This window comes from Vreelandella boliviensis LC1, from assembly GCF_000236035.1.
Classification (GTDB): Bacteria; Pseudomonadota; Gammaproteobacteria; order Pseudomonadales; family Halomonadaceae; genus Vreelandella; species Vreelandella boliviensis.
The window spans coordinates 580,672-602,098 of sequence record NZ_JH393257.1 but is presented as its reverse complement, the minus strand read 5'-3'; the positions used below and the strand labels follow the sequence as shown (position 1 = coordinate 602,098).

Below are 21,427 nucleotides of genomic sequence, written 5' to 3'. Positions count from 1 at the left end.
GCGGCAGCGAACGTGGGAAGCACACCATTCTGGGCAGGTTATTAGCACTATAAAAAAAGAAAAACCGTCCTTTATACCATAAGAACGCTGCTAAAAAAATACGCTGACTAGTAGAGGCACGCCCATGAATAGAGGTCTTCACCAGCCTGGCGAGTTTCGCGATAACTGTGGTTTTGGCCTGATTGCCCATATGGAAGGCCAGGCTAGCCACGACTTGCTGAAAACTGCCATTGAATCTTTGACCTGCATGACCCACCGGGGCGGTATCGCTGCCGACGGAAAGACCGGCGACGGCTGTGGTTTGCTACTTAAAATGCCCACGCCTTTTATGCAGGAACTAGCCAAAGAGGCGTTTGATACCGAGCTGGGCGATCGCTTTGCCGTGGGCGTGGTATTTCTACCCAACGACGATGCCCGTGAAGCACGTGCCCGCGACACCCTAACCCGCGAGCTTGAAGCGCGTGGCCTTAACGTGCTGGGTTGGCGCGATGTGCCAACCGATTCCAGTGTGTGTGGCCCTATGGCGTTGGACTGTCTGCCACGTATTCGTCAGCTATTTGTGCAGCCGGGCAACGGCGAACACTTCGACGTTGACCTCTTCATGGCTCGCCGCCGCGCTGAACAAGCGCTGCGCGATGAAGAGGACTTCTACGTCGCCTCGCTGTCGTCAGAAGTGGTCTCCTATAAAGGCTTGGTGATGCCAGAAGACCTACCGGCGTTCTACCAGGACTTGAACGACCCGCGCCTGGAAACCGCTATCTGCGTTTTCCACCAGCGTTTCTCCACCAATACCGCCCCCCGCTGGCCGCTGGCGCAGCCGTTCCGCCTGTTGGCGCACAACGGCGAGATCAACACCATCGAAGCCAACCGTGGTTGGGCGAACTCACGTAAAGCCAACTTTGTTAACGAGCGACTGCCGGATATCGCCGAGCTGGACGAGATCGTCAATACCACCGGCTCCGACTCCTCCAGTATGGATAACATGCTGGAAGTGCTGCTCACCGGCGGCATGGAGCTGCACCGTGCGGTCCGCATGATGGTGCCGCCCGCCTGGCAGAACGTCGAAACCATGGACGCCGAGCTGCGCGCCTTCTACGAATACAACTCCATGCATATGGAGCCATGGGACGGCCCCGCGGGCGTGGTCATGACCGACGGCCGCCAGGCGGTATGCATGCTTGACCGTAACGGCTTGCGCCCGGCGCGCTGGGTAATTACCAAGAATGGCTATATCACCCTGGCGTCGGAAATCGGCACCTACGGCTATAAGCCTGAAGACGTGGTCGCAAAAGGCCGCGTTGGCCCTGGGCAAATGCTCGCCGTGGATACTCAGACCGGCGAGGTGTTGCACACTAGCGATATCGATGAGCGGCTGAAATCTGCCTACCCCTATAAGCGTTGGTTAAAGCAGGAAGCCAACTATTTGGAGTCGGCGCTCACCGAGCTGGCGCGTTTCCAAAACATGGACAGCAATGCGCTGAACGTGCAGCAGAAGATGTTCCAGATTAGCTTTGAAGAGCGCGACCAGGTGCTGCGCCCACTGGCAGAAAGCGGTCAGGAGGCCGTTGGCTCAATGGGCGACGATACGCCCATGGCGGTGCTGTCGAGCCGTCCGCGCCTGTTGACCGACTACTTCCGCCAGAAATTCGCCCAGGTCACCAACCCGGCGATTGATCCGCTGCGTGAAGCGATCGTGATGTCGCTGGAAACCTGCTGCGGCGCGGAGCTGAATGTTTTTAAAGCCACGCCTGAGCATGCTCACCGTTTGATTTTGACCACGCCGGTATTGTCGCCGCGCAAATTTACCGCGCTGGTGAGTCAGGACGATCCGGCATTTGCCAGCTATACGCTGTCGCTGGGCTACGACCCTGAGCAGCAGAGCCTGCACCAGGCGCTCAAAGCGCTGTGTGACGAAGCCGAAGCCCAAGTGCGCGCCGGTAAAGTCATTCTGGTGCTCACCGATGCAGAGCTGGCGAAAGGGCTTATTCCTATTCAGGCCGCTCTGGCAGTGGGTGCCGTACACTCTCACTTAGGCCGTTTGGCGCTACGCCCCAATGCCAATATCGTGGTGGAAACCGGTTACGCGCGGGATGCTCACCAAATGGCGGTGCTGTTTGGCGTGGGGGCCACGGCGGTGTATCCGTGGCTGGCCTATCAGGTCATGGCGGATATGCACCGCACCGGCGAGCTGACCGGTAACCCAGCGGATGGCCGCGAGAACTACCGTAAAGGCCTGCAGAAAGGCCTGTTCAAGATCCTGTCCAAGATGGGCATCTCGACGCTGGCTTCCTACCGTGGCTCAATGCTGTTCGAAGCCGTGGGTCTGGCGGATGAAGTAATGGATATGTGCTTTGTCGGTATGGCGTCGCGCATCCAGGGCACTGGCTTCGCCGAGCTGCAGATGCAGCAGGCACTGCTGGCCAAAGATGCCTGGATTCCCCGCAAAGGCATCTCTCAAGGCGGCATGTTCAAGTACGTGCACGGTCACGAGTACCACGCCTATAACCCCGATGTGGTGATGTCGCTGCAAGCGGCGGTTCAGGAAGGCAGCTACACCAAGTGGAAGAAATTCGCCCAGTTGGTGAATGAGCGGCCGGTCGCCACCATTCGCGATTTGCTCAAGCTCAAGCCTGTAGAAACGCCGCTTTCATTGGATGAAGTAGAGCCGGTAGAAGAACTGCTGCCGCGCTTTGATAGCGCTGGCATGTCGCTGGGCGCGCTGTCGCCGGAAGCCCACGAAGCACTGGCCCAGGCCATGAACGAGGCGGGCGGTCGCTCCAACTCCGGCGAAGGGGGTGAAGACCCGTCGCGCTACGGCACGGTTCGCAGCTCCAAGATCAAGCAAATCGCCTCCGGTCGTTTTGGCGTAACGCCTCATTATCTGGTCAATGCGGAAGTGCTGCAGATCAAAGTCGCCCAGGGCGCCAAGCCCGGTGAGGGCGGTCAACTGCCCGGCGGTAAAGTGAACGAACTGATTGCTCGGTTGCGCTATGCGGTGCCCGGCGTGACGCTGATTTCGCCACCGCCGCACCACGATATTTACTCTATCGAGGATTTGGCCCAGCTGATTTTTGACCTAAAACAGGTCAACCCAGAGGCCCAGGTATCGGTGAAGCTGGTTTCCGAGCCGGGTATCGGCACGATCGCCACTGGCGTGGCCAAGGCCTATGCGGATCTGATTACTGTCTCCGGCTACGATGGTGGCACAGCGGCGAGTCCGCTGACCTCGATCAAGCACGCTGGTTCGCCCTGGGAATTGGGGCTGCCGGAAGTGCACCAAGCGCTGCGTATCAACGGCCTGCGCGACAAGATTCGCCTGCAGACTGACGGCGGCCTGAAAACCGGCTTAGACGTTGTTAAAGCCGCGATTCTGGGGGCTGAAAGTTTTGGCTTTGGTACCGCGCCGATGGTGGCGTTGGGCTGTAAGTACCTGCGCATTTGCCACCTCAATAACTGCGCCACCGGTGTTGCCACCCAGGATGATTTCCTGCGCGGCGAGCATTTCCGCGGCACTGTGGATATGGTCAAAAACTACTTCCGCTTTATTGCCGAAGAAGTGCGCGAGCTGATGGCGGCGCTGGGCGTGCGCCAGCTCACCGACTTGATTGGGCGTACCGACCTGCTGGAAGTGCTGGAAGGCAATACCGCTTCCCAGCGTAAGCTCGACTTAACGCCGCTGCTGGCCAATGATTTTGTGCCCAAAGACGCACCGCAGTTCTGTAACGTCAGCCGCAACGTGCCTCACGATCCCGGTGCCAAAAACCAGGAAGTGCTGGCAGCGTTGAAGGACGCTATCGACAATCAGTCAGGCGGTGAGTTTGATTTCACCATCACCAACTGCGACCGCAGCGTGGCCGCGTTAACGTCCGGCGCCATCGCCAAGCGCTATGGCGAAGAGGGTTTGGAAGCGACACCGATCACTGCCCGCTTTACCGGGGTGGCGGGGCAGAGCTTCGGGGTGTGGAACGCCCGTGGCCTGAACCTCTACCTGGAAGGCGATGCCAACGATTATGTCGGCAAAGGCATGAACGGCGGCAGTATCGTGATCGTGCCGCCCAAAGTCAGCCAGTTTGAAAGTCATAAAACCGCCATTATCGGCAACACCTGCTTGTACGGCGCAACGGGCGGCACGCTGTTTGCGGCCGGTACCGCGGGTGAACGCTTTGCCGTGCGTAACTCCGGCGCTTCCGCGGTGATTGAAGGCGCGGGCGACCACTGCTGCGAGTATATGACCGGCGGCCTGGTCTGTGTGCTCGGCGAAACTGGGGTGAACTTCGGCGCAGGGATGACCGGCGGGTTTGCCTATGTGTTGGATGAAGAGCGCACCTTTGTGGACAAGTACAACCACGAGCTGGTCGAAATTCATCGCGTTAACACAGAGGCGATGGAGGCGTATCGTCGTCACCTGCGTGAAATGATCGAAGCCTATGTGACCGCGACGGGTTCCGCACGTGGGGCGGCGATTTTAGAAGACTTCAGCGACTATGCGCGCCACTTCTGGCTGGTTAAGCCAAAAGCGGCCAGCTTAGGAAGTTTGCTGGATCAGTCTCGGCGTCAGCCGCAATAACCCGCTTATGCCCCTCACGCTGACAGGAGAGAGATCATGGCTAACCGTTTAAATAACGATTTTCAGTTTGTCGATGTGGGTCGTAAAGACCCTCAGAAAAAAGATGCCCGCGCCCGTGCCAAAGAGTTCGCGGAAATTTACGAACCGTTCAAACCATCTGACGCGGCCAGTCAGGCGCACCGCTGCCTGCATTGCGGTAACCCGTACTGCGAGTGGAAGTGCCCGGTACACAACTACATTCCCAACTGGCTGCAGCTGGTGGTGGAAGGCAACATTATTGAAGCCGCCGAGCTTTCCCACAAAACCAACTCGCTGCCCGAAGTGTGTGGCCGCGTGTGCCCCCAGGATCGCCTGTGCGAAGGCGACTGTACGCTCAATGACGGTTTTGGTGCGGTAACCATTGGCTCGGTGGAGAAGTACATCACCGACACGGCGTTTGCCATGGGCTGGCGTCCGGATATGTCCCACGTCACCTGGACCGACAAAAAAGTCGCCATTATCGGCGCAGGCCCGGCAGGCTTGGGTTGTGCCGATATTCTGGCCCGCAACGGCGTTAAGCCGGTAGTATTTGATAAGTACCCGGAAATCGGTGGTCTGCTGACCTTTGGTATTCCCGAGTTCAAGCTGGAAAAAAGCGTGATGGAGCGCCGTCGGGCGGTCTTTGAAGAGATGGGTGTCGAATTCCGCCTGAATACTGAAATCGGCACCGACATCGAGTTTGAGACCTTGATGCAGGAGTACGACGCGGTGTTCCTGGGTATGGGCACGTATAAATATATGGAAGGCGGCTTCCCCGGCGAAGATCTGCCGGGCGTTTACAAGGCGCTCGACTTCCTGATTGCCAACGTTAATCGCTGCCTGGGGTTCGAAAAAGACCCTAACGACTATATCTCCATGGAAGGCAAGCGCGTGGTGGTGCTGGGCGGCGGTGATACAGCGATGGACTGTAACCGTACTTCCATTCGCCAAAACGCCGCCAGCGTCTCCTGTGCGTACCGTCGTGATGAAGGCAACATGCCGGGCTCGCGCCGTGAAGTCGCCAATGCCCGTGAAGAGGGCGTGGAGTTTTTGTTCAACCGTCAGCCAGTCGCAGTCGTCGGTGAAGAAAAGGTCGAAGGCGTGAAGGTAGTACGCACTCGCTTGGGTGAGCCGGACGAAAATGGTCGTCAGCGCCCTGAAGTGGTGCCGGGCTCTGAAGAGATCATTGCGGCGGACGCCGTGGTGATCGCCTTCGGTTTCCAGGCCAGCCCCGCGCCCTGGTTCGATAGCTCTAATATCCAAGTTGACGAGCGTGACCGCGTCACTGCGCCGGAGCACGGTCAGTACGCTTTCCAAACCAGCAATGAAAAAATCTTTGCCGGTGGCGATATGGTGCGCGGCTCTGACTTAGTGGTCACGGCGATTTACGAAGGTCGTCAGGCAGCGGAAGGTATTTTGGATTACCTGGGTGTGTAAAAACGCTGCCTTTATAGGCTTCATGTCATCGCGAGCGAAGCGTGGCGATCTGGGTTAGATTGCCGCGTCGCTGCACTCCTCGCAATGACAAGGCGCGATGCTATAGCTAAATGTCATCGCGAGCGAAGCGTGGCGATCTGGGTTAGATTGCCGCGTCGCTGCACTCCTCGCAATGACAAGGCGCGATGCTATAGCTAAATATCATCGCGAGCGAAGCGTGGTGATCTGGGTTAGATTGCCGCGTCGCTGCACTCCTCGCAATGACAAGGCGCGATGCTATAGCTAAATATCATCGCGAGCGAAGCGTGGTGATCTGGGTTAGATTGCCGCGTCGCTGCACTCCTCGCAATGACAAGGCGCGATGCTATAGCTAAATATCATCGCGAGCGAAGCGTGGTGATCTGGGTTAGATTGCCGCGTCGCTGCACTCCTCGCAATGACAAGGCGCGATGCTATAGCTAAATATCATCGCGAGCGAAGCGTGGTGATCTGGGTTAGATTGCCGCGTCGCTGCACTCCTCGCAATGACAGGACGCGATGCTTCAGCTAAATGTCATCGCGAGCGAAGCGTGGCGATCTGGGGTTAGATTGCCGCGTCGCTGCGCTCCTCGCAATGACAGAGCACGATACTTCAAAATGACAGTGCGTACTTTATGCAGTTCAGTTCAAATTGAGCCTTAGGTCGTAATCTGCTAGTCTGTCGACCCATCCTGGCGTGGCTTTCTGCCGTGCCTTCTGATCATGATTCGACAGGTTATCCATGACACGATATATCTTCGTGACCGGCGGCGTTGTGTCCTCTCTTGGCAAGGGCATCGCCTCCGCCTCGCTTGCGGCGATTTTAGAGGCCCGCGGCCTTAAGGTCACCATGCTCAAGCTCGACCCGTATATCAACGTGGATCCGGGCACCATGAGTCCCTTCCAGCACGGTGAGGTGTTCGTCACAGAAGATGGCGCCGAAACCGACCTTGATCTCGGTCATTACGAGCGCTTTATTCGCACCAAAATGACCCAGCGCAACAACTTTACGACCGGTCGTGTCTACGAGAACGTACTGCGTAAAGAGCGCCGTGGCGACTATCTAGGCGGCACCGTTCAGGTCATTCCGCATATCACCGACGAGATTAAAGAACGCGTTTACGCTGGTGGTGAAGGCTTTGATGTGGCGCTTGTGGAGATCGGCGGTACGGTCGGTGATATCGAATCGCTGCCATTCCTTGAGTCGATTCGCCAAATTCGAAGTGAGCAGGGTGCTAACCGCGCACTGTTTATGCACCTGACTCTTGTGCCCTACATCAAGACGGCGGGTGAGACCAAAACCAAACCGACCCAGCACAGTGTTAAAGAGCTGCGTTCGATTGGTATCCAGCCGGATATTTTGATTTGCCGCAGCGAAGTTGAACTGGAAGAGAGCGAGCGCCGCAAAATCGCCCTGTTCACCAACGTCGAAGAGCGTGCAGTGGTACCGCTTCAGGATGCCGATACGATTTATCGCATCCCGCTGATGCTCCACGAGCACGGCTTAGACGAGATCGTTTGCGATAAGCTGCGCCTTGAAGCGCCTGAAGCCGATCTCTCCGAGTGGGTGAAGGTGCTAGACGCTAAGCTCAACCCCCTCAAGTCGGTCAGCATCGCCATGGTAGGTAAATACATGGAGCTGCTGGATGCCTATAAGTCGCTCAACGAAGCGCTGATTCACGCCGGCATCCAAGGCCGCATCAAGGTCAACGTCGACTATATTGATTCTGAAGACATTGAGCACCACGGCACTGAGCGCTTGGCGGGTAAAGACGCCATTCTGGTGCCCGGCGGCTTTGGCGAACGCGGCGTAGAGGGCAAGATTATGGCCGCTCAATTCGCTCGGGAAAACAGTGTGCCGTATCTGGGTATTTGCTTGGGTATGCAGGTGGCGGTGATTGAATTTGCCCGTAACGTGGCAGGCTGGAACGACGCCAACTCTACCGAGTTCACCCACAATACCCAGCACCCGGTAGTAGGTTTGATCACCGAGTGGCTAAGCCCAGAAGGCAAAGTCGAGCTGCGCGATGCGGCGTCTGATTTAGGCGGTACCATGCGTTTAGGTGGTCAGGTGTGCCATTTGGCATCGGGCACCAAAGCGCGCGAAGCCTACGGCTCGGATGAAATTGTTGAGCGCCATCGTCACCGCTTTGAGGTTAATAATCAGTTTATCGATGAGCTTGAAAAGGCGGGTTTGGTTATCTCTGGCAAGAGTGTCGACCAGTCGCTGGTTGAAGTCATCGAGCTTGCTGACCACCCTTGGTATGTAGCCTGCCAGTTCCACCCAGAGTTCACGTCTACTCCGCGTGACGGTCATCCGCTTTTCTCGGGCTTTGTGAATGCGGCGTTGGAGCACAAGACAGCGCGCAGTCGCGCCCAGGCGAATGCGCAGGAATAAGAGGGCAAAAGCATGGCTTCTCAAGAACGATCTCAAGATAGATCACAAGAGCGTCATATTAACGTTGCCGGCTTAACCGCCGGCAATTCCTTGCCGCTAATGCTGCTGGGCGGCATGAACGTGCTGGAGTCTGCGGAGCTTGCCGACGAAGTCGCCCAAGCCTACGTTACGGTGACTCAGAAGTTGGGCATGCCCTACGTTTTCAAGGCTAGCTTTGATAAAGCCAACCGCAGCTCAATCAACTCCTACCGGGGCCCGGGACTTGAGAAAGGCCTGCAGATCCTGGCCGATATAAAAGCCCGCCACAACGTGCCCATCATCACCGATGTACACGAGCCCTGGCAGGCGGAAGCGGCGGCTGAAGTCGCCGATATTATCCAGCTACCCGCTTTTTTGGCCCGCCAAACCGATTTGGTGGTTGCCATGGCCAAAACCGGTGCGGTCATCAATATCAAAAAGCCGCAGTTTTTGGCGCCCCATGAAATGCGCCATATCCTCAGCAAGTTTCAGGAGGCGGGTAACGACCAGCTAATGCTTTGTGAGCGTGGCTCAAGCTTTGGTTACAACAACCTGATTGTTGATATGCTCGGTTTTGGTGATATGAAGCAAACCGGCTACCCGGTAGTTTTTGATGTCACCCATGCACTGCAGCGCCCCGGTGGGCGCGCCGACAGCGCTGACGGCCGCAGAGCCCAGGTGGCCGAATTGGCTCGCGCGGGTGTGGCTGTCGGCCTTGCAGGGCTATTTTTAGAGGCTCATCCTGATCCTGATAACGCCAAGTGCGATGGCCCCTGTGCACTGCCACTGGATCAGCTAGAGCCGTTTTTGACCCAGCTAGCCCAGTTGGATGCGCTGGTTAAAGGGTTTGAGCCGCTAACGATTCGCTAAGCAGGACGTTATATTAATAATTTTATCCGACCTACCGTAAAGGAAACTGCCATGACCAAAATTGTTGCTATCAGTGCGTTGGAAGTGCTGGATTCGCGTGGAAACCCGACCGTGCAGGCGCACGTACGCCTTGCCAGTGGTGCTGTCGGCGAAGCCTGTGCCCCCAGCGGTGCCTCAACCGGTTCCCGGGAAGCGTTAGAGCTGCGTGACGGCGATAAGTCGCGTTACCTTGGCAAAGGCGTGCTGAAAGCAGTCGATGCGGTCAATGGCAAAATTCGTGATGCGCTGCTGGGTATGGATGCACGTGACCAGCGTGGCCTGGACGATGCGATGCTGGCGCTGGACGGCACTGAGAACAAAGCGAACCTGGGCGCTAATGCCATTTTAGCCGTTTCTCTGGCAGCGGCTAAAGCAGCCGCTAACGCCAAAGGCGTACCCCTCTACGCCCATATTGCCGAACTCTACGGTCAACCTGGCCAGTACAGCATGCCGGTACCGATGATGAACATCATTAACGGCGGTGAGCACGCGGATAATAACGTCGATATCCAAGAGTTTATGGTGCAGCCAGTGGGCGCGCCTAACTTCCGCGAAGGGCTGCGTATGGGCGCGGAAATTTTCCACTCGCTGAAGAAAGTGCTCTCAGCGAAAGGCCTCTCCACCTCCGTTGGCGACGAGGGCGGCTTTGCACCTAACCTGGCATCGAACGCCGATGCGCTAGCGGTGATTAAGCAGGCCGTTGCTGATGCAGGTTACGCCTTGGGTAAAGACGTTACCCTGGCGCTAGATTGTGCTTCGTCTGAGTTCTATAAAGACGGCCAGTACAACCTTTCCGGTGAGGGCAAAAGCTACGATGCTCAGGGCTTTACTGATTACCTGGCAGGCCTGTGCGCCGATTATCCGATCGTGTCCATCGAAGATGGTATGGATGAATCGGATTGGGCGGGTTGGAAAGCGCTGACGGATAAGCTGGGTGATAAAGTACAGCTGGTGGGCGATGACCTGTTTGTCACTAATACCAAGATTCTCAAGCGCGGTATCGATGAGCAGATCGGTAACTCTATCCTGATCAAGTTCAACCAGATCGGCTCGCTTTCCGAGACGCTGGATGCCATCAAGATGGCCCAGGATGCGGGCTTTACCGCCGTTATTTCACACCGCTCCGGTGAAACCGAAGATACCACCATTGCTGATTTGGCGGTGGGCACCTGCGCAGGTCAGATTAAAACGGGCTCACTGTGCCGCTCTGATCGGGTTGCCAAGTACAACCGTTTGCTGGTGATTGAAGCGGAACTGGGTGATGTGACCTACCCAGGCTTGAAAGCCATTAAAGGGCAGTAAAACGCCGATATCGAGCGAATTTTGAGAGCTGTTTGTAAGAGATGTCTCAAGATTTTGTAAGAGATATCTTACAAATACCGACGAGAATCGCTTGGTTTAGGGTAAGAAATAACCTAATCCACCGCTAATTTAAATTTAAGTATTTGTTTATAAAATGTTTTTTAAAAAAAGGCGAGTCCCTAAGACTCGCCTTTTTGCATTTTGGCCTTGTTGAGAAGCCGCTGTGATCTGCCACAATGCGCTCAGGACAAGGGGAGGCAAGGACGCTTTAGTCAGGATGCAGCGGGATGTAAGGTCAGATGCGTCGGGTGATACAGTGAGGTGAGCCCCGGCAAGGAAGTCATCTGAGGAGGCTGATCCAGGGAGTGGTCAGAGGAAGTGCTTGGAGCGGGCGGCCTACGGGCCGCTTTTTTTTGCCCGCGATTTGGGAACACATTTTTGACGACACACTTTCGGCGACACAATAAAAAAACCAGCGCTAATTTAAAATAAGCGCTGGTTTTAAAGAGAAGCATTGATTAGCGCGATGCTTAGCGCTCTAGTTTCTCCAGCTTTCCAGGCTTGCCATCCCACTCTTCGGCATCCGGCAGCGGATCCTTTCGTTCGGCAATGTTCGGCCATACTTCTGCCATTTCAGCATTAATCTCGATAAAGGCCTCCTGCCCATCCGGCAACTCATCCTCTGAGAATATCGCCTCGGCGGGGCACTCAGGCTCGCACAGCGCGCAGTCGATACACTCGTCAGGATGAATGACCAGGAAGTTTGGGCCCTCGTAAAAACAGTCGACCGGGCAGACTTCCACACAGTCGGTGTATTTGCACTGGATGCAGTTCTCGGTAACGACAAACGTCATCTTGCTATCCCTCTTGCAGGGCTGGGTAACTTCCAGCCATGGTCAATCGTGAATGGTTATAAATCAGCCGTTTTTTATAAGCTAAAAGTTTGAGCGACATTCTAGAGGTGCGCCTACCTGGCGGCAAGCGCCATGTGGCTTTCCTTGCTGTAAGCACCATTAGAGCAGGTCTCGCCACTGATACAACAGCTCTAAAGCTTCCCGCGGCGTTAAGTCATCCATATCGACATTTTCCAATGCCTCAGCCACCGGATGCGGCGCAGCGGCGAACAGGTCGTTTTGCTGGGGCGTGGTCCGCGGCGCCTGTGCTGTGTTATCCACATCGCGCTGTTCCAGGCTCATCAGCTTCTCACGAGCCCGCTTAATCACATGGCTTGGGACACCCGCCAACTGGGCCACCTGTAAGCCGTAGCTTTGGCTGGCGGGGCCCGCCTCAATGCGGTGCATAAATACAATGCTATCGCCATGTTCAGTCGCCGTTAGGTGGATATTGGCCACCCCTTCCATATGTTCCGGCAGCGCCGTCATTTCAAAGTAGTGGGTCGCAAACAGCGTTAGTGCGCGCCCTTTCGCCAAATACTCTGCACTTGCCCAGGCCAGCGACAAGCCGTCAAAGGTGCTGGTGCCGCGGCCAATTTCATCCATCAAAATCAAGCTTTGCTGAGTAGCATTGTGGAGGATGTTCGCGGTTTCGGTCATCTCGACCATAAAGGTAGAGCGGCCACCAGCCAAATCGTCCGATGAGCCAATGCGGGTAAATATCCGATCCAATGGGCCGATCACAGCGGCATCGGCGGGCACAAAGCTGCCGCAGTGGGTGAGAAGGGCGATGAGAGCCGTCTGGCGCATATAGGTCGATTTGCCGCCCATATTGGGGCCGGTGATAATCAACATATGCTGGTCAGGATTGAGCATCACGTCGTTGGGTACAAAGGGCGTCTCGCTTACCTGCTCAACCACGGGATGCCGTCCAGCCTCAATTTGAATGCCGGTGGTTTCGCTAAGCATTGGACGTACCCAGTTCAGCGCCTCGGCGCGCTCAGCAAAGGCGCACAGTACGTCCAGTTCCGCCAGCGCTTGCGAGGTGCTCTGCAGCGCGTGAAGGCTTTCATTGAGATCGCCAAGCAGGCGGTCGTAGAGCCATTTTTCCCGAGTGAGGGCGCGAGATTTAGCGGAGAGCGCCTTGTCTTCAAACTCTTTGAGCTCGGGAATAATAAACCGCTCGGCATTTTTAAGCGTCTGGCGGCGAATATAGTCGGCGGGCGCCTGCTGGGCTTGTGAACGGGGCAGTTCGATAAAGTAGCCGTGTACCCGGTTGTAGCCCACTTTGAGATTGGCAAGGCCTGTACGCTCGCGCTCGCGAAGCTCTAGCTGAATAAGATAGTCCCCGGCATTTTCGGCCATGCCGCGGTGCTCATCGAGCTCAGCGTCAAATCCATCGGCAATTACCCCGCCATCGCGGATCACCACCGGAGGGTTCTCGACCAGCGCGCGTCTTAGTGTGTCGGCCATTTCTGGGTAGGGGCGAATATGCGGGCGTAGGTTATCCAAGGCGCTACCGCTTTCTACTTCGCTAAGCTGCTGTTCCAGTTCCGGGAGCGTTATCAGTGCATCCCGCAGCCGTGCCAGGTCGCGCGGGCGGGCGCTATACAGCGCCACACGGGCCAGAATGCGCTCCACGTCGCCCACCGCGCTCAACGTTTCGCGCAGTGGCATATACGCTGCATCCAGACTCAATAGCGCCACCCCCGCATGGCGGGCCTGGACTATCTCGCGTTGACGCAGCGGGCGATTGAGCCAGCGCTTGAGCAGCCGCGAACCCATGGCGGTGGTGCAGGTATCCAGCACGCTGGCCAGAGTGTTGTCGCTACTGCCGCCAAGGTTGAGATCAATTTCCAGGTTGCGTCGGCTGGCAGCATCAATCACCACCGCGTCGTCGCGGTTCTCAACGCTGATCGCGGTAACGTGGGGCAGTCGCGAGCGCTGGGTGTCACGGGCGTAATCAATCAATACCCCCGCGGCAATCAGTGCGGTGGTTAAGTGCGCGCAGCCAAAGCCGCGTAAATCCTGCACTTCAAACTGGTCGCAGAGGCTGCGGGTAGCGCTTTCCAAGTCGAACAACCACTCGCCCTGGCGGCGCAGGCTGCGTTTCTGCGACCAGGCCTCGGGTAGCGTTAGGCTTTCGGGTACCAGCAGCTCGGCCGGGGAGAGACGCGTCAGCTCGGCGAGCATTTCGGCTTCGCTGTCTACTTCCAGTACGTTGAAGCGGCCGCTGGAGAGTTCCAGCCAGGCAAGGCCCCAGCTCTCTTTTCCGGGCGAAACGGATACCAGCACGTTGTCGCGGCGCGCATCAAGCAGTGCTTCATCGTGGAGCGTGCCGGGGGTGACGATACGCACCACCTGTCGATCAACAGGCCCTTTGCTGGTCGCGGGGTCGCCAATTTGCTCACAGATAGCCACCGACTCGCCACCAGCGACGAGGCGGGCCAGATAGCCTTCAGCGCTATGATAAGGTACACCCGCCATCGGGATCGGTTTGCCGCCTGACTGTCCGCGCTGGGTGAGGGTAATATCCAGTAGCGCGGCGGCGCGCTTGGCGTCGTCGAAAAACAGTTCGTAAAAATCCCCCATGCGGTAGAACAGCAGTACCTCGGGGTGCTCGCGCTTGATCTTTAAATATTGCGTGATCATTGGCGTGTTAGGGGGAATGGCCTGTGACATGGGCGTCCTGATTGAGCAATTTCTTTGAGAAAGCTAAACGCAGTATTCTACGCTGAACAGACGACTCACTTGAAGGAGCGACGATAGTGCCCAGCGAAACTAGCCTGAAAAATCTTGATTTAACCCTGTTGGCTCAGCGGCTGGGGCGGCTGTGTAAACAGTTGGAACTGGAAGTGACCGCCGCTGAATCATGCACGGGGGGCGGCATTGCCAGCGCAATTACCGGGGTAGCAGGTAGCTCTGATTATTTTACGACTGGCTATGTGACCTATGCGAATGCCGCTAAAACCCGCTTATTGGGGGTGCCTGAAGCTACACTGGCCGAACACGGTGCAGTAAGCGAAGCCGTGGTTAATGCCATGGTGGTAGGCGCCTGTCGTGAAAGTGGTGCAGGATTAGCCGTTGCGGTTAGCGGTGTGGCCGGGCCGGATGGCGGTAGTGATACGAAACCGGTGGGTACCGTTTGGTTGGCCTGGGGCGACACCGCTGTCCAGGAGGCCGAATGCTTCCACTTTCCTGGTGACCGCCAAGCAGTGCGAGAGCAGGCCGTTCGTCAGGCCTTGGTAGGGCTGGTTGCACGCTTGAATGAGCGCGAGAAGGCGAGCAAGACGAACCAGCCGTAAGAAAAAGGCGCTCATGCAAAAAGGCTCTTGATAAAATAGATGAGAGAAAGCGCGATCAAGGATTTGTTTACGGCGCAATCTTTGGCATACTACTGGCTAATTATACAGCTTGTTATGAGGAATCTCTGAATGGCTCAGGATGACAACCGCACTAAAGCGCTAAACGCTGCACTCACCCAAATCGATCGTCAGTTCGGCAAGGGCACCGTTATGCGTCTTGGCGACGCGCCGCGTGTCGTCATGCCGTCGGTTTCCACCGGTTCATTGGGTCTGGATATCGCTCTTGGCATCGGCGGCCTGCCGTTTGGTCGAGTGTGCGAAATCTTTGGCCCAGAATCGTCGGGTAAAACGACCCTGACCCTTTCGGTGATTGCTCAGGCGCAAAAGCAGGGCAAAGTGTGTGCCTTCGTGGATGCCGAGCACGCCCTTGACCCCAGCTACGCCGAAAAGCTGGGCGTTAACCTGGATGATCTACTGGTTTCCCAACCTGATACCGGCGAGCAGGCCCTGGAAATTACCGATATGCTGGTTCGCTCCGGCGGTGTTGACGTGATTGTTATCGATTCGGTCGCTGCGTTGACCCCGCGCGCTGAAATCGAAGGCGAAATGGGCGACTCCCACGTCGGCCTTCAAGCGCGTTTGATGTCTCAGGCGCTGCGCAAAATCACCGGTAATATCAAAAACGCCAACTGCCTGGTGATCTTTATTAACCAGATCCGCATGAAGATCGGTGTCATGTTTGGTAGCCCTGAAACCACCACCGGCGGTAACGCGCTTAAGTTCTACGCCAGCGTGCGCTTGGATATTCGTCGTACCGGCTCGGTGAAAGTGGGTGATGAAGTCACTGGTAACGAAACCCGCGTAAAAGTGGTCAAAAATAAGGTGGCACCGCCATTCCGTCAGGCTGAATTCCAGATTCTTTACGGCAAAGGTATCTACCACGCTGGTGAGGTTATCGACCTGGGCGTGCAGTGCAACCTGGTCGACAAAGCCGGTGCTTGGTACAGCTATAAAGGTAAGAAAATCGGTCAAGGTAAAGCCAATTCAGCGCTGTATCTGGAAGAGCACCCGGACATTATGCTCGAAATCGAAACGCAGATTCGTGAGCAGCTGCTGGCCAAGCCTGATCCCAAAAAGGAAAAGGATGAAGCCACTGCCGAGGCACCCGCTGAAGCAGAAGCAGGCGATGATGATCTGCTTTAAGACGATTTTAGCTAAGCCGATTCTGTCTAAGCTGATTTTGTCTAAAGCAAGCTGATGGCATTCAGCTCCCAGCGCGATGCCACCCCCCGTGACATCGCCATTGGCTTACTGGCTCGGCGTGAATACTCCCGCGCCGAGCTTGCCCAGCGGCTAAACAAAAAAGCCTTCGACGACGACGCTATTGATGAGTGTCTAGACGCTCTGATCGAACAAGGGCTGCAGTCTGATGCTCGCTTTGCGGCCAGTTTCGTGCGCTCGCGCATACTGCGCGGGCAGGGCGTTATCCGCATTAAAGGCGAGCTGCGCCAGCGCGGCGTTGACCAGGAAACCCTAAATAGTGCATTTGAAGAGGTAGAGGAGGGCGAGCAGGTCGATTGGTTTGAACTGGCCCGGGAAACCCTGGCGCGGCGTTTTGATAGCCCCGGTGAAACACCCAAAGAGCGCGCTAGGCGCGAACGTTTTCTCGCTAGTCGCGGTTTCGATTTTGAACAAATTCGCTACGCGCTCTCTTGTCTTTGATACTTTTTCTCCAGCCTGTAAAACGTCCCCTCTTACATTTCTAATTGAGCTCTAATACGCTTGTTTATCTGATTGTTCACATAGCGGTTTGCCTCTCTGCCACTAAGTGCGGCTTTAGTCGTTTGACAACTGCGCTATAATGGCTGCTTTGCGACCCCTGAGGGTAGCGGTGACAGCGCCCTGGGACATCACGCTTTCTTGTTACGGATACCCTATGAAAAGCGCAGAGATTAGACAGGCCTTTCTCACTTTCTTCGAAGAGCAGGGGCATACCATTGTACCCACTAGCTCCTTAGTGCCGGGCAACGACCCGACGCTGCTGTTTACCAATGCCGGCATGGTGCCGTTTAAAGATGTGTTTCTGGGCCGCGACCCGCGCCCTTACGTGCGCGCCACTTCTGCGCAACGCTGCGTTCGTGCGGGCGGAAAGCATAACGATTTGGACAACGTCGGCTATACTGCGCGTCACCACACCTTCTTTGAAATGCTGGGTAACTTCAGCTTTGGTGACTACTTCAAGCGCGATGCTATTCGCTTTGCCTGGGTATTTCTGACCGAAACGCTGGGTCTACCTAAGGATAAACTGTGGGTAACGGTGCATATCAGCGATGACGAAGCCGAACGCATTTGGAAAGATGAGATCGGCATTGATCCTGAGCGCTTCTCTAAGCTGGATGAAGACAACTTTTGGCAGATGGGCGACACAGGACCCTGTGGCCCCAGCTCGGAAATCTTCTTCGACCATGGCCCAGAGGTATGGGGTGGCCCTCCAGGCAGCCCGGAAGAAGATGGCGATCGCTATATCGAAATCTGGAACCTGGTGTTCATGCAGTTTGATCGCGATGCTGCAGGCACGCTCAACCCGCTGCCCAAGCCCTCCATCGATACTGGTATGGGGCTGGAGCGGGTTGCCGCTGTCATGCAGGGCGTGCACTCCAACTACGAAATCGACCTGTTCCAGAACCTGCTGCAAGCCGCGGCCAAAGCCACTGGCCACCCGGATACCGCCACGCCATCGCTGCGCGTGATTGCCGACCATATCCGCTCCTGCGCCTTCCTGATTGCCGATGGCGTGCTGCCTTCCAACGAAGGGCGTGGCTATGTGCTACGCCGGATCATTCGCCGTGCGATTCGCCATGGCCACAAGCTGGGCGCGGTGGAGCCGTTCTTCCACAAGCTAGTCGAGGCGCTGGACGCCGAGATGGGCGATGCCTATCCGGAACTGCGTGAAGCGAGCGATCAAATCGCCCGTGTGCTGCTAAAAGAAGAAGAGCAGTTCGCACGCACCCTGGACCACGGTATGGGGCTCTTGAATGCGGCCCTGGCTGAGTTGGACGGAAAAGTATTGCCGGGTGAAACCGTGTTCAAACTTTACGACACCTACGGCTTTCCCTTCGACCTTACCGCCGATGTGTGCCGTGAGCGTGGCGTTACCCTGGACGAAGAGGGCTTTAAGCAGGCGTTAGAGGCCCAGCGTGAACGCGCCCGGGCAGCCAGCCAGTTCGGCGCCGACTACAGCGCCTCCATCGAGTTAGAGGGTGAGACGGCCTTTACCGGCTATGACCGCTTGGAAGATCAGGCCAAGGTAACGGCGCTGGTCGACAGCGAAGGCAACGAATTGGCCGCTTTGGAAGCGGGGCAGAAGGGCGTCGTGGTACTCGACCGCACGCCGTTTTACGGCGAGTCGGGCGGCCAAGTGGGCGATACTGGCTACCTGTATGTCGACGGCGGCTGTTTCCAGGTCACCGATACCCAGAAGCAGAGTGGGCATCATCTTCACCAGGGCATAATGGTTGAAGGCTCGTTAAGTGTCGGTGCCAGCGTGCGCGGCGAAGTGGACGCCAGCCTGCGCACCGCTACCATTCGTAACCACTCGGCCACCCACCTGCTGCACAAAGCGCTGCGTATGGTACTGGGTGATCACGTGCAGCAGAAAGGCTCGCTGGTTAACGCCGGGCGCCTGCGCTTCGACTTTAGCCACTTCGAGCCGATGACCGCCGAGCAGCTGGCGGAAGTCGAGCGGCTGGTCAATGAGCAGATTTTGGCTAACGCGCCGACCAAGGTCGAGCAGATGAGCCTGGATCAAGCCAAGGCCAAGGGCGCGGCAGCACTGTTTGAGGCCAAATACGCCGACAACGTGCGCGTTCTGACCATTGGTGCCGACGACTTCTCTATCGAGTTATGTGGCGGTACCCACGTGGCCCGTAGCGGCGATATTGGCTGCTGCCATGTAATGAGCGAAGTAGGCATTGCTTCCGGCGTGCGCCGTATCGAAGCAATCACCGGCGAAAATGCGCTGACCTACTTCCGCGAGCAGGAAGCCCGCCTTGAACGACTTGGCGAACGTTTGAAGACTAAGCCAGAGCAGGTCGAAGCGCGGGTAGAGTCACTGGTTGAGCGCAACCGTAGCCTGGAAAAAGAGCTTGAACAGCTCAAAGCCAAGCTAGCCAGTGCTGCGGGTAGCGATATGCTCAGCCAGGTGCAGGAGATCAACGGCGTTAAGCTGTTGGCGACGCAACTGGATGGCGTGTCTGGCAAAGACCTCCGCGGCGTCCTTGATCAGCTTAAGAACAAGTTAAGCTCTGGGGTGATTATCCTTGGCGTTGCCGACCAGGCGGCGGGCAAGGTGAGCTTGATCGCTGGGGTAACTCAGGATCTGACTGGTCGAGTGAGAGCCGGTGAGCTGGTTAACCATGTCGCCTCTCAAGTAGGCGGAAAGGGCGGAGGTCGCCCCGACATGGCCCAAGCCGGAGGTAGTCAACCCGACGCCTTGCCGGATGCGTTGAAGAGCGTACCGGCATGGTTGGAAAACGTTCTTAGCTAAACCCCTGGGCCGGTGGCATTATTGCTACCGGCCTTATTATTTATCTAAAACTTACGACACTTTCACCCTCCATTCCCGAACGCATAGGAAAATGGCATATGGCACTATACGTACAGAAGTTCGGCGGCACTTCGGTGGGCTCTGTCGAGCGTATCAAGGCCGTAGCGGAAAAGGTTAAGGGTTTCCGCGATCAAGGCCATCAGGTAGTGGTCGTGGTCTCCGCTATGAGCGGCGAAACTAACCGCCTTACCGATATGGCACAGGCACTTAACGAAGACCCCGCGCCGCGCGAGATGGATATGCTGCTATCGACCGGTGAGCAGGTGACTATTTCACTGCTTGCCATGGCGCTTCAGCAAATCGGCGTGCCAGCCACTTCGCACACTGGCGCCCAGGTAGGCATTCATACCGATAGTGCCTATACCAAGGCGCGTATCCAGCGTATCGAAACCGAAGACTTGAAGGCCGACCTGGATGCTGGGCAGGTAGTGGTCGTGGCCGGGTTCCAAGGGGTTGATGAAGACGGCAACATTACTACCCTGGGCCGCGGTGGTTCCGACACTACTGGGGTGGCGCTAGCCGCCGCGCTGGGTGCCGATGAGTGCCAGATATACACCGATGTTGACGGGGTATATACCACCGACCCCCGCGTATGCTCAAAAGCTCAGCGCTTAACGAGCATTACCGTCGAAGAGATGCTGGAGTTGGCTAGTCTCGGCTCTAAAGTGCTGCAGATCCGCGCGGTAGAGTTTGCCGGTAAGTACAACGTACCCCTGCGGGTGCTGTCGAGCTTTCAAGACGGCCCCGGTACCTTAATTGTTGCAGAAGCAAACCAAGACGAGGACGCTATGGAAGAACCACTGATCTCCGGTATCGCCTTTACCAAGAATGAAGCAAAATTAACCCTGCTCAATACGCCAGATGTACCGGGTGTCGCATCGCGCATCCTAGGCCCTATTGCCGATGCCAATATCGAAGTTGATATGATCGTGCAAAACGTGGCGCCGGCCGGTGACTATACCGACTTTACCTTTACAGTCGCTAAGGGTGATTACAAGGCCACTAAGAAGCTGCTTGAAGAGACAGTGATTCCTGATTTAGGCGGCGGTGAGCTGCGCGGCGATGACAATATTGCTAAGGTCTCTTTAGTGGGTGTGGGCATGCGTTCTCACGCAGGTGTGGCGTCAAAAATGTTCCGTGTTCTAGCCGACGAAAACGTCAATATCCGTATGGTCTCTACCTCTGAGATTAAAATCTCGGTCGTTATTGATGAGAAACATATGGAGCTTGCCGTTAACGCATTACACAAAGCTTTTGGTTTAGATAAGGCAGATATCGAATCTGAATAACATTAATGCCTTAAACCTTCTACGCTGAAGAGGTACTTGCTGCCGTGTGGTGGTGAGCTTTCTTTCAACGGGGGGTATAAGGTGTCATGGAGCCGGAGTTATTGGTGGCAGGCAGCACTATGCCGCATAATGGCGTGGTGTTGCCTCCGGCTGACATATCCCGTTGCATAAAACGTCTGAAAAGGAGATCAGCCATGCTCATCCTAACTCGCCGTGTTGGCGAAACCCTGATGATCGGTGATGAAATCACCGTCACCGTGCTAGGTGTGAAAGGCAATCAAGTTCGTATTGGCGTTAATGCGCCTAAAGATGTGGCAGTTCACCGTGAAGAGATTTATCAGCGTATTCAGCGTGAAAGAAACAGTGAAAACGAAGTGGAATGAAACTTGCGGGCTTGCATGATGACTCGGTGCTTTAGACGTAAGCTTAGTTGTAAGATATGGCCGGTGCGAAAAAAATCCGCAGAGGACTAGACACAAGAAAGCTAAATCGGTAATATTCGCGCCGTGCCGTTAAGGAGAGGTGGCCGAGTGGCTGAAGGCGCTCCCCTGCTAAGGGAGTATAGGGTTTATAGCCCTATCGAGGGTTCGAATCCCTCTCTCTCCGCCAATCGCACATTAGGTATGCGCCCGTAGCTCAGCTGGATAGAGTACCTGACTACGAATCA

General features: G+C 56.2%; 13 protein-coding genes and 1 tRNA gene. 12 read left to right on the top strand and 2 right to left on the bottom strand.

The genetic code is table 11. From position 1 onward, the window contains the following. The first annotated feature begins 124 nt into the window (after positions 1–124). The 5 genes from gltB (at position 125) to eno (ending at position 10,667) form a co-directional block, all read left to right on the top strand. A complete protein-coding gene (gene gltB, locus KUC_RS02515; protein WP_007111513.1) occupies positions 125–4,567 on the top strand; it encodes a glutamate synthase large subunit in 4,443 nt (1,480 codons plus the stop codon). A 36-nt stretch (positions 4,568–4,603) separates the two neighbouring features. Further along, positions 4,604–6,022, top strand: coding sequence for a glutamate synthase small subunit GltD family protein (locus KUC_RS02510; RefSeq protein WP_007111512.1), 1,419 nt, complete (start codon positions 4,604–4,606; stop codon positions 6,020–6,022). A gap of 760 nt (positions 6,023–6,782) precedes the next feature. After that, a complete protein-coding gene (gene pyrG / locus KUC_RS02505) occupies positions 6,783–8,438 on the top strand; it encodes a CTP synthase (protein WP_040479310.1) in 1,656 nt (551 codons plus the stop codon). A 12-nt stretch (positions 8,439–8,450) separates the two neighbouring features. Then, positions 8,451–9,326: a 3-deoxy-8-phosphooctulonate synthase gene (gene kdsA, locus KUC_RS02500; protein ID WP_007111510.1), complete on the top strand. Its 876-nt coding sequence runs from the start codon at positions 8,451–8,453 to the stop codon at positions 9,324–9,326. Between the two features lie 51 nt (positions 9,327–9,377). Then, positions 9,378–10,667, top strand: a complete 1,290-nt coding sequence (gene eno / locus KUC_RS02495) for a phosphopyruvate hydratase (protein ID WP_007111509.1) — start codon at positions 9,378–9,380, stop codon at positions 10,665–10,667. A gap of 530 nt (positions 10,668–11,197) precedes the next feature. On the opposite strand, the gene fdxA is transcribed toward eno, so the two are convergent. Further along, entirely contained in the window at positions 11,198–11,521 is a 324-nt protein-coding gene (gene fdxA / locus KUC_RS02490; protein ID WP_007111508.1) for a ferredoxin FdxA, read from the bottom strand. A 159-nt stretch (positions 11,522–11,680) separates the two neighbouring features. Next, positions 11,681–14,242, bottom strand: a complete 2,562-nt coding sequence (mutS, locus tag KUC_RS02485) for a DNA mismatch repair protein MutS (RefSeq protein ID WP_040479305.1) — start codon at positions 14,240–14,242, stop codon at positions 11,681–11,683. An 83-nt stretch (positions 14,243–14,325) separates the two neighbouring features. Between mutS and KUC_RS02480 the strand changes: the two genes are divergently transcribed. The 7 genes from KUC_RS02480 to KUC_RS02450 all read left to right on the top strand — a co-directional run bounded on the left by KUC_RS02480 (position 14,326) and on the right by KUC_RS02450 (position 21,369). Beyond that, positions 14,326–14,865, top strand: a complete 540-nt coding sequence (locus KUC_RS02480) for a CinA family protein (RefSeq protein ID WP_040479302.1) — start codon at positions 14,326–14,328, stop codon at positions 14,863–14,865. Between the two features lie 129 nt (positions 14,866–14,994). Then, positions 14,995–16,068, top strand: coding sequence for a recombinase RecA (gene recA / locus KUC_RS02475; RefSeq protein ID WP_007111505.1), 1,074 nt, complete (start codon positions 14,995–14,997; stop codon positions 16,066–16,068). Between the two features lie 54 nt (positions 16,069–16,122). Beyond that, a complete protein-coding gene (locus KUC_RS02470; RefSeq protein WP_007111504.1) occupies positions 16,123–16,587 on the top strand; it encodes a regulatory protein RecX in 465 nt (154 codons plus the stop codon). 214 nt (positions 16,588–16,801) lie between these two features. Continuing rightward, the gene (gene alaS, locus KUC_RS02465; RefSeq protein WP_007111503.1) at positions 16,802–19,411 is read left to right on the top strand and encodes an alanine--tRNA ligase; all 2,610 of its coding nucleotides are present in this window, start codon (positions 16,802–16,804) and stop codon (positions 19,409–19,411) included. 98 nt (positions 19,412–19,509) lie between these two features. Further along, positions 19,510–20,760 carry an aspartate kinase gene (locus KUC_RS02460; RefSeq protein WP_007111502.1) on the top strand — a complete coding sequence of 417 codons (1,251 nt, stop codon included), beginning with the start codon at positions 19,510–19,512 and terminating at the stop codon, positions 20,758–20,760. A 194-nt stretch (positions 20,761–20,954) separates the two neighbouring features. After that, positions 20,955–21,143, top strand: a complete 189-nt coding sequence (gene csrA / locus KUC_RS02455) for a carbon storage regulator CsrA (protein WP_007111501.1) — start codon at positions 20,955–20,957, stop codon at positions 21,141–21,143. A gap of 133 nt (positions 21,144–21,276) precedes the next feature. Beyond that, positions 21,277–21,369: transfer RNA gene (locus KUC_RS02450), tRNA-Ser, on the top strand. Positions 21,370–21,427: the final 58 nt, after the last annotated feature.

Excerpts from the sequence above, each read along its gene's own strand:
- alaS (WP_007111503.1), top strand. The coding sequence starts at position 16,802 with ATGAAAAGCGCAGAGATTAGACAGGCCTTTCTCACTTTCTTCGAAGAG.
- gltB (WP_007111513.1), top strand. The coding sequence starts at position 125 with ATGAATAGAGGTCTTCACCAGCCTGGCGAGTTTCGCGATAACTGTGGT.
- mutS (WP_040479305.1), bottom strand. The coding sequence starts at position 14,242 with ATGTCACAGGCCATTCCCCCTAACACGCCAATGATCACGCAATATTTA.
- kdsA (WP_007111510.1), top strand. The coding sequence starts at position 8,451 with ATGGCTTCTCAAGAACGATCTCAAGATAGATCACAAGAGCGTCATATT.
- csrA (WP_007111501.1), top strand. The coding sequence starts at position 20,955 with ATGCTCATCCTAACTCGCCGTGTTGGCGAAACCCTGATGATCGGTGAT.
- KUC_RS02470 (WP_007111504.1), top strand. The coding sequence starts at position 16,123 with ATGGCATTCAGCTCCCAGCGCGATGCCACCCCCCGTGACATCGCCATT.
- recA (WP_007111505.1), top strand. The coding sequence starts at position 14,995 with ATGGCTCAGGATGACAACCGCACTAAAGCGCTAAACGCTGCACTCACC.
- fdxA (WP_007111508.1), bottom strand. The coding sequence starts at position 11,521 with ATGACGTTTGTCGTTACCGAGAACTGCATCCAGTGCAAATACACCGAC.
- KUC_RS02510 (WP_007111512.1), top strand. The coding sequence starts at position 4,604 with ATGGCTAACCGTTTAAATAACGATTTTCAGTTTGTCGATGTGGGTCGT.
- KUC_RS02460 (WP_007111502.1), top strand. The coding sequence starts at position 19,510 with ATGGCACTATACGTACAGAAGTTCGGCGGCACTTCGGTGGGCTCTGTC.
- eno (WP_007111509.1), top strand. The coding sequence starts at position 9,378 with ATGACCAAAATTGTTGCTATCAGTGCGTTGGAAGTGCTGGATTCGCGT.
- pyrG (WP_040479310.1), top strand. The coding sequence starts at position 6,783 with ATGACACGATATATCTTCGTGACCGGCGGCGTTGTGTCCTCTCTTGGC.